At 43.6% G+C, this 11,551-nt stretch carries 15 protein-coding genes; 12 read left to right on the forward strand and 3 right to left on the reverse strand.

Annotated features, from left to right (window positions below; all coding sequences use genetic code 11):
• Window positions 1-2: 2 nt before the first annotated feature.
• From mlaD to ACMXYW_RS12145, 3 genes are read right to left on the reverse strand one after another with little or no spacing between them, the layout of a single operon-like run.
• Window positions 3-461, reverse strand: a complete 459-nt coding sequence (gene mlaD / locus ACMXYW_RS12135; RefSeq protein ID WP_415892227.1) for an outer membrane lipid asymmetry maintenance protein MlaD — start codon at window positions 459-461, stop codon at window positions 3-5.
• Window position 462: 1 nt separating this feature from the next.
• Window positions 463-1,242 carry a lipid asymmetry maintenance ABC transporter permease subunit MlaE gene (gene mlaE, locus ACMXYW_RS12140; protein WP_415882006.1) on the reverse strand — a complete coding sequence of 260 codons (780 nt, stop codon included), beginning with the start codon at window positions 1,240-1,242 and terminating at the stop codon, window positions 463-465.
• Window positions 1,239-2,054, reverse strand: a complete 816-nt coding sequence (locus ACMXYW_RS12145; RefSeq protein WP_415898911.1) for an ATP-binding cassette domain-containing protein — start codon at window positions 2,052-2,054, stop codon at window positions 1,239-1,241. Before ACMXYW_RS12145 ends, mlaE begins: the two co-directional genes overlap by 4 nt.
• A 209-nt stretch (window positions 2,055-2,263) precedes the next feature.
• On the opposite strand from ACMXYW_RS12145, the gene ACMXYW_RS12150 reads away from it, so the two are divergent.
• From ACMXYW_RS12150 to mgtE, 12 genes are all read left to right on the forward strand, one after another.
• Entirely contained in the window at window positions 2,264-3,220 is a 957-nt protein-coding gene (locus ACMXYW_RS12150; RefSeq protein WP_415882008.1) for a calcium/sodium antiporter, read from the forward strand.
• Between the two features lie 19 nt (window positions 3,221-3,239).
• Window positions 3,240-4,211, forward strand: a complete 972-nt coding sequence (locus tag ACMXYW_RS12155; protein ID WP_415904228.1) for a KpsF/GutQ family sugar-phosphate isomerase — start codon at window positions 3,240-3,242, stop codon at window positions 4,209-4,211.
• The gene (locus tag ACMXYW_RS12160; RefSeq protein WP_415904229.1) at window positions 4,211-4,729 is read left to right on the forward strand and encodes a KdsC family phosphatase; all 519 of its coding nucleotides are present in this window, start codon (window positions 4,211-4,213) and stop codon (window positions 4,727-4,729) included. The genes ACMXYW_RS12155 and ACMXYW_RS12160 overlap by 1 nt, the downstream gene beginning before the upstream one ends.
• Before the next feature lie 12 nt (window positions 4,730-4,741).
• The gene (lptC, locus tag ACMXYW_RS12165) at window positions 4,742-5,314 is read left to right on the forward strand and encodes an LPS export ABC transporter periplasmic protein LptC (RefSeq protein WP_415904230.1); all 573 of its coding nucleotides are present in this window, start codon (window positions 4,742-4,744) and stop codon (window positions 5,312-5,314) included.
• Window positions 5,304-5,816 carry a lipopolysaccharide transport periplasmic protein LptA gene (gene lptA / locus ACMXYW_RS12170; protein WP_415904231.1) on the forward strand — a complete coding sequence of 171 codons (513 nt, stop codon included), beginning with the start codon at window positions 5,304-5,306 and terminating at the stop codon, window positions 5,814-5,816. Before lptC ends, lptA begins: the two co-directional genes overlap by 11 nt.
• 11 nt (window positions 5,817-5,827) lie before the next feature.
• A complete protein-coding gene (gene lptB / locus ACMXYW_RS12175) occupies window positions 5,828-6,553 on the forward strand; it encodes an LPS export ABC transporter ATP-binding protein (RefSeq protein ID WP_415904232.1) in 726 nt (241 codons plus the stop codon).
• 54 nt (window positions 6,554-6,607) lie between these two features.
• Window positions 6,608-8,122, forward strand: coding sequence for an RNA polymerase factor sigma-54 (locus tag ACMXYW_RS12180; protein WP_415904233.1), 1,515 nt, complete (start codon window positions 6,608-6,610; stop codon window positions 8,120-8,122).
• Between the two features lie 58 nt (window positions 8,123-8,180).
• Window positions 8,181-8,471, forward strand: coding sequence for a ribosome hibernation-promoting factor, HPF/YfiA family (gene hpf, locus ACMXYW_RS12185; RefSeq protein ID WP_415882015.1), 291 nt, complete (start codon window positions 8,181-8,183; stop codon window positions 8,469-8,471).
• Between the two features lie 16 nt (window positions 8,472-8,487).
• Window positions 8,488-8,946 (forward strand): PTS IIA-like nitrogen regulatory protein PtsN, encoded by a 459-nt coding sequence (gene ptsN / locus ACMXYW_RS12190; RefSeq protein ID WP_415905888.1) that lies wholly within the window; start codon window positions 8,488-8,490, stop codon window positions 8,944-8,946.
• Window positions 8,947-8,954: 8 nt separating this feature from the next.
• Window positions 8,955-9,812 carry an RNase adapter RapZ gene (gene rapZ / locus ACMXYW_RS12195; RefSeq protein ID WP_415904234.1) on the forward strand — a complete coding sequence of 286 codons (858 nt, stop codon included), beginning with the start codon at window positions 8,955-8,957 and terminating at the stop codon, window positions 9,810-9,812.
• A 5-nt stretch (window positions 9,813-9,817) separates the two neighbouring features.
• Window positions 9,818-10,087 carry an HPr family phosphocarrier protein gene (locus ACMXYW_RS12200; RefSeq protein ID WP_415898920.1) on the forward strand — a complete coding sequence of 90 codons (270 nt, stop codon included), beginning with the start codon at window positions 9,818-9,820 and terminating at the stop codon, window positions 10,085-10,087.
• Between the two features lie 114 nt (window positions 10,088-10,201).
• Window positions 10,202-11,551, forward strand: a complete 1,350-nt coding sequence (mgtE, locus tag ACMXYW_RS12205) for a magnesium transporter (RefSeq protein ID WP_415904235.1) — start codon at window positions 10,202-10,204, stop codon at window positions 11,549-11,551.

The raw sequence follows: 11,551 nt of genomic DNA on the forward strand, positions 1-11,551 counted from the left end.
AATTACTCACTCGCTTCATTGAAGAGGAATTTACCGATTAACTCCTCCAGCACTAGCGCTGATTGGGTATCTTCGATAAATCCACCATCACCAAGGTATTCCTCTTCGGCTCCAACGGTAACACCGATATACTGCTCACCCAGCAAACCTGCAGTTAGAATCGCTGCAGAACTATCGATGGAAAGAAAATCTACATCGCCATTAATTTCCATAGAAACTTTAGCGACCAACTGTTCCGTGTCTAGTTCAATGCTTGTAACTTTACCAATAGTGACACCAGACATTGTTACTTTTGCTCGAGGTGTCAGGCCACCAATATTTTCAAAGCGGGCATAAACAGTATAAGTATTGTCACTTGTAGACATACTTAAACCACTTACGTTCAACGCCAATCCTACCAACGCTAAAATACCTGCCAAAACAAAGGCACCTACGCTGATCTCCAAGACCCGCATACGCATATCAAAGTTCTCCAAACATTACTGCTGTAAGAATAAAATCTAGGCCTAACACCGCTAGGGATGAATAAACCACTGTTTTCGTTGTTGCCTGACTAATACCTTCCGAGGTTGGTATACAGTCATAGCCTTGGAATACAGCAATCCAAGTTACAACGAAGCCGAAGGCAACCGCTTTAATTAAGCCGTTAACAACATCTTCATAAAAGTCTACTGAGTTCTGCATATTGGCCCAAAAAGAGCCATCATAGATACCCAGCCAATCGATACTCACCAAAGCGCCACCGTAGATCCCTACGATTGCGAATATAGCCGCCAAAATAGGTAAGCAGATAAAGCCAGCCCAAAAACGTGGCGCAATAATGCGGCGCAATGGGTCAACACCAATCATTTCTAGGCTAGAAAGCTGCTCTGTCGCTTTCATCAAGCCAATTTCCGCTGTTAATGCAGATCCTGCTCGACCCGCAAATAGTAATGCAGTCACTACCGGTGCTAACTCCCTGACCAAACTCAAGGCAACCATCTGCCCCACAGCCTGTTCAGATCCGTAATCGACAAGAATGGTGTAGCCTTGCAGACCTAATACCATCCCGATAAACAGACCCGACACTACGATAATTATCATCGACAACACGCCAACGAAATAGATCTGTTTTACCAGTAAAGGAAACATCATTAGCGGCTGCGGCTTAGCGATCAATGATTGAAATAGAATCATTGTTGCTCGCCCGAACGCCGCCAGCTTACTTAATGTCACATGCCCTAAGGAGGCTAACTTGTTCATTTCAAACCACCTTGTAGCAAATCATCAGCATAATCACCTGCAGGAAAATGAAACGGTACAGGACCATCTGGCAAGCCGTGCATAAACTGTTTCACCTGTGGAGATTCTACTTCCAACAACTCTTCTGGCGTCCCCTGAGCAACGACTTTTGCATCAGCAAGAATAAATACGTAATCAGCTATACCTAAAGTTTCCTGAATGTCATGTGAAACAATGATGCTGGTATGGCCTAAAGAGTTATTTAGATGCCTGATGAGATTGACTAGCACGCCCATTGCAATAGGGTCTTGTCCAGTGAATGGTTCATCATACATTAAAATGTCTGGATCTAATGCAATCGCTCGTGCAAGCGCAACACGTCGTGCCATACCACCCGATAGTTCGCTTGGCATTAGTTCATTAGCACCGCGCAAACCGACTGCATGAAGTTTCATCAAGACGATATCGCGAATCATATCTTCAGATAGATTCGTGTGGACACGAAGAGGGAAAGCCACATTTTCAAATACGCTCATATCAGTAAAAAGAGCGCCGCTCTGAAAAAGCATACCCATACGTTCACGAACCGAAAACAGTTCGCTACGACTTAATTCTGGGATATTTTGACCATCAATCGAGATAGAGCCTGTATCGGGTTTCAACTGACCGCCAATCAATTTTAGCAGTGTTGTTTTACCGGTACCTGAAGGGCCCATGATTGCAGTAATTTTTCCGCGAGGTATTTTAAGATCGACATTACTATATATCGGCCTTTCACCTCGAGCGAAGCTCAACTGCTGAATATCGATGACTACATCATCAAACTGACTCATAAGATTCCATTTATAAAACGTGCAAAACAGCTTAAGTCCGTTCCACTGTTCAGGCTTTATTCAATAACCCCTACTTTGTGGGGCCGCAACTATACCATTTCGATATAAAAACGGGAATATTTACCTATAGTTACTTCGTGCCGATTTAAACAATAACTGCATTCTGTTTTAATAGCGTCCTTCATCTAATACTGGAACATATTTTCTTTATGCTTTACCCAATTTTGGCACTATTGGCCGGCTTAGTTTTATTAGTCTGGAGTGCAGATAAGTTTGTAGAAGGGGCTGCGGCGACAGCTAAAAATTTTGGTATGTCACCGATGCTTATCGGCCTGACAATTGTTTCATTTGGTACTTCAGCACCCGAAATCCTAGTTTCGATCATGGCTTCCACATCCGGAGCTGGAGACCTTGCAATTGGTAACGCACTTGGTTCTAACATTGCTAACATCGCACTGGTGCTTGGTATTACCGCACTTATTGCGCCTTTACCCGTAAAATCAGGCGTTCTACGAAAAGAACTGCCTCTCCTATTAGGCGTCACCCTACTTGCCGGTGTAATTCTTTTCGACCTGAATTTAAGCCGCATGGATGGCGTTATTCTGCTAATTGCCCTAGCAGTATGCCTTTATCTGTTTAATCGTTTTCAAAAAAATGCGCCTCAAGATGAATTGGCAAATGATCAAGAAGAGCTACCCGAACTGGAAACTAAAAAGGCAATTTTTTGGTTAATCACAGGATTGGCTGTTCTAGCTGCAAGCTCTAGGTTACTTGTTTGGGGCGCAAGTGAAATCGCATTTGCAATGGGCGTTAGTAAACTCGTTGTGGGCCTTACAATCGTCGCCATAGGCACAAGCCTACCCGAGTTAGCTGCATCTGTAGCAAGCGCATTAAAGAACCATCACGACATCGCTATTGGCAACGTAGTGGGCTCTAACATTTTCAACCTTGTCGCAGTGATGGCAGTTCCAGGCCTTATTGCTCCAATTGGCATGGATGCAATCGTTCTGCAACGAGACTATGTTGCTATGCTAGGCCTAACTTTCGCGCTGATGGCTTTCGCCCTTTGGCAAAAGCCCCCTTCTATCAGTCGATTTGAAGGCAGCCTTTTAACTGCTGCCTATGCAGGCTATCTGGTCCTGCTATACACTATGACCGTCTCTTAATTAACATAATAGGTTTCTGATGTCGCAACCTGATTTTCTCAGTTCAGCAAGACGTACGATTCAACTCGAAGCGGAAGCAGTTTCTGATTTAGTTAGCCATCTGGATGAGAATTTTATTCGTGCCTGCGAACTGATGTTTCAATGTACCGGCAGAATCATTGTTACAGGCATGGGGAAATCAGGTCACATCGGTAAAAAAATTGCTGCAACTCTAGCAAGTACTGGCTCACCCTCCTTTTTTGTTCACCCTGGCGAAGCAAGTCATGGTGACCTAGGCATGATCACTTCAAACGATGTGGTTATCGCCCTATCTAATTCAGGAGAAACAGCCGAAGTCGTTACCATCATTCCTCTATTAAAAAGAATGAAGGCACCGCTTATAAGTATTACGGCAAATGCAGATTCAACCTTATCCACAGCTTCTGATGCAAACCTCCATATTGGCGTTGAAAAAGAAGCCTGCCCTCTTGGTTTAGCCCCAACCTCAAGTACTACAACTCAATTAGTGCTAGGAGATGCATTAGCTATAGCTCTTTTAGAAGCACGCGGGTTTAGCGCTGAAGATTTTGCTTTTTCCCACCCAGGCGGCAGTTTAGGACGAAAGCTACTCCTAAAAGTAAGCGATATTATGCATGCTGATCAGGACGTACCTGAGGTTGAATCAGGAACCCTTTTACAAGAAGCACTTTTAGAAGTGACTCGTAAACGCCTAGGTATGACTACAATCGTAGATAAAGATGGCAAGTTACTCGGCATATTCACCGATGGAGATTTACGCCGGGCGCTAGATCAGAACGTAGATCTTAAAACCACAGCTATAGATAATGTCATGACTCGCAAAGGCACCACAGTCAATAGCGAAGCCTTAGCTGCTGAGTGCCTACAAATAATGGAAGCCAAGAAGATAAACGCACTTATTGTGACGGATGAATCAAATAGACCAATTGGCGCTCTAAACATGCACGATCTACTTAAAGCAGGCGTAATTTAATGACAGTAACAACTTCTCTAAAGAACATTACACTTGCTGTTTTTGATGTAGATGGCATTTTAACCAACGGCCAGCTTCTTTTTCTCCCCAATGGTCAAGAGGTCAAGCAGTTCAATACACTGGACGGCCTTGGTCTAAAACTATTGATGGAAGCAGGAATCGAGACTGCAATCATTACTGGACGTAGCTCCCCACAAGTAGAACTTCGCAGTAAATCACTGGGTATCCATTACCTATTTCAAGGCCGAGAAGATAAGCTTGTCGCTTTAGAAGAGCTTTGGTCTAACACCTCACATAGTGCAGCTACAACTGCTTATATAGGTGACGATTTGCCAGACCTATCCGCTATTCGTCACTGCGCATTCGGCGCCTGCGTTCCAAACGGGCACGAATTGGTTAAGCAACATGCCGATTGGTGTAGCTTACGCAGAGGTGGTGAAGGGGCTGCAAGAGAATTTTGCGAGCATATCCTTGAAGCTCAAGGTAAACTTGAACAATTACATGCTAAGTACCTTTAAAAGTTCCTGCAAATGCCTGATCTAAGTAGTAAATTACGCATTATTATCGCTGCTGCCATCTTAATCCCAATACTCCTGTATTGGGGATTTTCAGGCTCACCTCAAGAACACGGCACAACCAATACACCCCTATCTGAAAAGATGGATTATTTTGTTGACCAAGCAGCGGTTAAAGAATGGGATATTAACGGCAATCTAAAGCAAGAATTAACGACGCCGCGGCTAGAACATAGTCCGAAAGACAAACAAAATTTACTGATTGAACCTAAAAGCAATCTTTATCGATCCGACAGCTCCGCTGTCAACATTTCTTCAGATACAGGTACAGCACAAGACGATAACAGCCGAATAGATCTTGCAGGTAATGTCATTGTTATTGATAATTCAAGTGCGCGCTCGAGCAAAAAGCTAACCACCGAAGCGCTGACGATTTATCCCAAAAAAGATATCGCCGAAACAGACCTGCCAGTGAATTTAGAAACTGAACACACTCTAATGCAAGGCACTGGAATGGATATTAATTTCAACACCCGTGTTTTAAATTTGCATTCAAGGGTAGAAGGAACACATCAAAATGTTGATTAGGTTATCACAAACGCTTGTTGCACTATGTTTGCTTGCGTCGAATACCACTTTCGCCCTGCCTGATGATCAGGATAAGCCGATCTACATCACAGCAGATTCCGCTAGCATTAATGACACGACTGGCATCACCACCTATAAGGGCAATGTCATTATCAAGCAAGGCTCACTGCTGATCGAAGCAGCCCATGTAGATATGCACCGCGCCAACGAAGGTGTGGATAAATTAGTTGCTAAAGGCGCACCCGCTCACTTCCGCCAACAACAAGAAGTGAATGGTGACTTCAGTGATGCTTGGGGTAAACACATGGTGTACATGGTTAACAAAAAGAAATTAACCATTACGCAAAGTGCCAAAGTAGTACAAGGCAAAGACACCTTTACTGGCAATAAAATTGTTTATGACCTAGACAAATCAATTGTGGATGCTTTTGGTGCAACATCAAAAGACGCTAGAGAAAAAGGCCGTGTAAATATGGTCATTCAGCCCACTAAGAAGAAATAAGGCCTGCTGTAATGAGCTTATTGGAAGCGCGAAATTTAGCTAAGCGCTACAAAGGAAGAGAAGTAGTAAAAGACGTCTCACTTAAAATTAATAGCGGTGAGATTGTTGGGCTTCTCGGCCCCAATGGTGCAGGCAAAACCACCTGTTTTTATATGATAGTCGGTCTTGTACAAGCAGACCGAGGCCAAGTTAAAATTAAAGATCAAGATATCACAGCCCTTCCTATGCACGGGCGTGCTCGTGAAGGCATTGGCTACCTGCCTCAAGAAGCCTCAATTTTTCGCAAACTATCTGTACAAGACAACTTGCTCGCGATACTAGAGACACGAAAAGATTTAGATAAACAAGCGATCAAGTCCAAAATGAATGAGCTTCTTGAAGAATTTCACATCACTCATATTCGCGCTAGCCTTGGCATGAGCCTATCTGGCGGTGAACGACGCAGGGTTGAAATTGCCAGAGCCTTAGCAACCGAACCTGAATTTGTGCTTTTAGATGAACCTTTTGCTGGTGTTGACCCTATTTCAGTCAATGACATCAAACAAACGATTCGTCACCTTCAGTCCAAAGGTATCGGCATTTTGATTACTGATCACAATGTCAGAGAAACACTAGATATCTGCGAAAGTGCCTATATTGTCAGTGAAGGCACTATACTTGCCAATGGTAAGCCTGATGACATTATGAAGAATGAAGCAGTGCGCGATGCGTATCTCGGTGATCAATTCACCTTATAAACCCATAGATAATAACTAGATGATTGTAGCCTCTGGAGTTAGTGCCGCCGTATTATGAAACAAGCGCTTCATTTAAAAATTGGGCAACAGCTCACAATGACACCACAATTGCAGCAAGCGATTCGCCTGCTGCAATTATCTACACTGGATCTTCAACAAGAGATTCAGGAGGCACTTGAAAGCAATCCTATGCTGGATGTATCAGAGGATGATAACACTCCTGATGCGCCATCTAATGAACAGGATAACAATCTAGAAACACATCAAAGCGCTGCTGCCGAAGAATTAGAGAATAACACTTCAGCAGAACAGGATTTCGACGACACACCTGCGGCTGAAGATAATTGGAATGAGAGCATTCCGGAAGAGCTATCTACTGACAGTAACTGGGAAGACACCTATCAATCTTCCACACCAACGTTAAGTAAAGAAGATCTTGATTCGTTTGAATCCAATGACACGGCAGAAGAAACCTTACAAGATCACCTTCACTGGCAACTAAACTTGACGCCTATGAGCGATCTAGATCGTCTCATTGCGACCAACATTATTGATGGCATTAATCCGGATGGTTATTTAACTGTTCCTCTTGAAGAGATTCATGAGCACTTTTTGGAACAAAATTCCGATGAGAGTGACGAAGTTGAACTTGATGAAATAGAAGCCGTACTGCATCGTATTCAACAATTTGATCCCGCCGGTATCGCTTGTCGCGACCTTAGTGAATGCTTAGCTATACAGCTTCGCCAACTTCCATCTGATACACCGTGGCGTAATGAAGCCATTAAAGTGGTCAACCAATACATCAAGCTTCTAGGCACCCACGACTATCGTCAATTAATGCGCAAGACGCGCCTAAAAGAGCCGCAGCTACAACAAGTTATTCAACTCATTCAAAGCCTCAATCCTAAGCCTGGCGCTAGCATTAGCCAGACTGCTGCAGAATATGTCATCCCAGATGTCATCGTAACAAAACAACGCGGTATTTGGACTGTTAACCTAAATCCAGAAGTTTCGCCTAAACTTAGAATAAACTCCGGTTATGCAGGTTTAGTAAAGCGCGCAGATAATAGTTCGGATAACACCTATCTGAAAAACCATCTTCAAGAAGCACGTTGGTTTATTAAAAGCCTACAAAGCCGTAATGAAACACTATTAAAAGTGTCGAATGAGATCGTTAAACGACAATCAGGTTTTCTAGATCATGGCGAAGAAGGCATGAAACCCATGGTATTACACGATATTGCTGAAGCAGTAGAGATGCATGAATCAACTATCTCACGTGTAACAACGCAAAAGTTTATGCACACACCACGCGGTATTTTTGAATTGAAATACTTCTTCTCCAGCCATGTCAGTACAGCTACAGGCGGAGCAGCATCTTCAACAGCAATCCGCGCCCTAATTAAAAAGATGGTTGCAGCAGAGAACACAGCAAAACCTTTGAGCGATAACAAAATCGCGCAGTTCCTCGATGAACAAGGATTCAAAGTTGCTAGGCGCACCATTGCAAAATATCGTGAAGCAATGGGAATTCCACCTTCTAATGAGAGAAAGCGTCTGGTTTAATAAAGAGATAATAAATAAGGACGGCGGCAAAACGCCTCCACTCAAGTAGGAGAGACCTATGCAGATTAATATTACTGGACATCATGTTGAACTGACTGATTCAATGCAAAACTACGTCCTAGAAAAAATGCAGAAAATTGAGCGTCACTTCGATAACATCACCAATGTTCAAGTAACACTAAGCATCGAAAAACAGCGCCAGAAAGCAGATGCGGAGATGCATGTCTCCGGCGCCCAACTGTTCGCAACTCACGAACACGATGATATGTATGCTGCAATTGACGGCCTGACTGACAAGCTAGACCGCCAAGTTATAAAACATAAAGAAAAACTCAAAAACCACAAATAGGCCTCCGCTACAACGTATTATGCTGGTCCATGAACTATTAACCCCCTCAAGCACCCTATGTGGTCTTGAGGGGAGCAGTAAAAAACGAATTCTGGAAAAAGCATCTGAAATTATTTCAGAGCAAAACCCTAACCTAGAAGCATCTTGTATCTTCAACGGCTTACACGGCCGCGAGAAATTAGGTAGTACTGGCATAGGCGATGGCATAGCTATACCCCATTGCAGACTAGCTGACTGCAGCGATGCCAAAGGCTACTTAATCAAATTAGCCCAACCAATTGATTTCGATGCTATAGATAGCAAACCGGTAGATCTTTTGTTTGTTCTTTTGGTACCAGAAGATGCTACATCTGAACACTTACAAACTCTTGCCGCGATTGCTGAGCTATTCAGCCAAGAAAGCGTGCGAGAACAGCTGAGAAGTGTTGCAGATAACGAAGCGCTCTATCAGGCAATTTGCCAACTTAGTTCATAGGATGTGAAATGAAGCTTGTAGTGATCAGCGGTCGATCCGGTTCCGGCAAAAGTACGGCTCTACAAGCTCTAGAAGATATAGGCTTCTATTGCATAGACAACCTTCCAGCATTATTGCTACCTGATTTAGTCCAGCAAATGAGTAGTGAACCTAGTCACCCGGATCGCATAGCGGTCAGCATTGATGCACGCAATCTACTCAGCAACCTTTCCAAATTCCCTCAAATTTTGCTTAACCTTCGCCAAGAACGATGGGCAGAATATGAAGTAATTTTTCTCGATTCATCTGAAGCTACGCTATTAAAAAGATACAGTTCGACCCGAAGAAAACACCCGCTTTCAGATGAACATAAGAATCTACAGCAGTCGATCCAATCCGAATCAGAGCTACTTGAACCCATTGCTAGCCTTGCGGATATCAGGATAGACACGACACGCCTCTCCCTTTATGACCTAAGGGATACAGTTAAACTCCGCGTAGCTAAACGAAAAGAGCAGACGCTTTCAGTTCAATTTGAGTCCTTCGGCTTTAAACATGGGGTACCTCTAGATGTCGATTTTGTATACGACGTCCGTGCGCTACCTAATCCCCATTGGATACCTGAACTAAGAAGATTTACAGGACAAGAGCAACCAGTCCAAGAGTTTCTGAACAACTCCCCTGAAGTAAACGAGATGATCAGCGATATTACTGAATTTCTGTCTCGCTGGCTGCCTCGCTTTGCCGAAAACAATCGCAGCTATATAACAATTGGAATTGGATGTACTGGTGGTCAACATCGCTCTGTATATATAAGCGAACGTCTAGCTTCCCATTTTTCACAGCGCATGGATAATGTTCATGTTCGCCATAGAGAATTGAGTTAACACTGATGCAAGAAAAAGAACTAGAAATCATAAATAAACTAGGTCTCCATGCACGCGCCGCTGCAAAGCTAATCGGTGTTACTTCTCGCTTCTCTGCTGATATCACTTTAGTAAAAGATGGTCGAGAAGTTGATGGAAAAAGCATAATGTCCGTTATGATGCTAGCTGCTAGCCAGGGCACTACTCTATGCGTAAAAACTCAGGGAGCAGATGAAGAAAGCGCTCTCATTGCCATCGAAGAACTAATCAATAATCGCTTCGACGAAGACGAGTAATAATTTTATACATATCATTGGGTTATCCCTGCCTTTACAATCCGCTATAATCAACGCGTTAGTAGACTTCCTATTTTTCACAGCATCGTGACAAATCATTAGCGACGGCATCCTATGGCGCAGACAGAAACCAAGTCTAATCTGGACAAGCTCAATGAAGCACTCGATTGCGGTGAATTTCGCCAGATTCGATTTACGCTAAACCGTGCGCTTCGCCCGACCGAAGTAGCTCGCCTTATTGAGAAATCCCCACCAAAAGAACGTCAAATTCTATGGAACTTGATCTCTCAAGATTTAGAAGCCGAAGTTTTACAGCACCTTGGAGATGACATTCAGGCTGATATCTTAAGCCGAATGAATTCTGAAGAGGTTTTAGCGCTTACTGAATCATTAGATTCAGACGATATGGTCGACGTCCTTCAGCAGCTTCCAAACCGTGTGATGAAGGAAACCCTTCAGATCATGGATAAGCAAAACCGCCGCAGGGTTGAGCAACTTCTATCTTACCCAGAAGATACAGCTGGCGGCCTGATGAATACGGATACTACTACGATCCGTCCTGACATAAGTGTGGAAACCACTTTACGTTATATCCGTCGTCACGATGAAATCCCTGAGATGACAGATAGTTTGATCGTTGTCAGCCGAAAGGATTCATACATTGGGTTGCTACCCTTAACTAAATTATTGGTGTCAGATCCATCCATCACAATCCGTGAAATAATGAATACGGATATAGAACCGATCAATGCTGGCATGCCAGATGATCAAGTAGCCTCTCTATTCGAAGAGCATGACTTAGTATCAGCACCTGTTGTTGACGATGATGGTAAACTTCTAGGCCGTATCACAATCGATGACGTTGTCGATGTCATCCGAGAGGATGCAGACCATTCTCTAATGAGCATGGCTGGTCTGGATGAAGATGAAGATACCTTTGCGCCAGTACTGAAAACAACCAGACGCCGAGCGGTTTGGTTAGGCATCAATCTACTTACCGCTTTTATTGCCTCAGCCGTAATCGGTATTTTTGAAGATACGATTGAAAAAGTTGTAGCTTTAGCGGTCTTAATGCCGATTGTAGCCTCCATGGGTGGTATAGCCGGCTCACAGACCCTAACACTTGTGATACGTGGACAAGCATTAGGTCATGTAGAGCGATCAAACGCAGGCTGGCTATTAAACAGAGAGATTATCGTAGGTGCCCTCAATGGTATTTTATGGGCTCTGGTTATTGCAGTAGTCGCCACGCTCTGGTTCCAAGATATAAATATAGGCATAGTTATCGCCTTGGCCATAGTGATTAACCTCATAGCCGGCGCTATAGCAGGCACCCTACTGCCTATATGTCTAAAATCATTGGGTATAGATCCTGCGCTAGCAGGCAGTGTACTCTTAACAACTATTACTGATGTGGTTGGGTTCTTTGCCTTTTTAGGTCTAGCCACAGTTTTCTACGCCTGA

Source organism: Neptuniibacter sp. QD48_55 (assembly GCF_047778115.1).
Classification (GTDB): domain Bacteria; phylum Pseudomonadota; class Gammaproteobacteria; order Pseudomonadales; family Balneatricaceae; genus Neptuniibacter.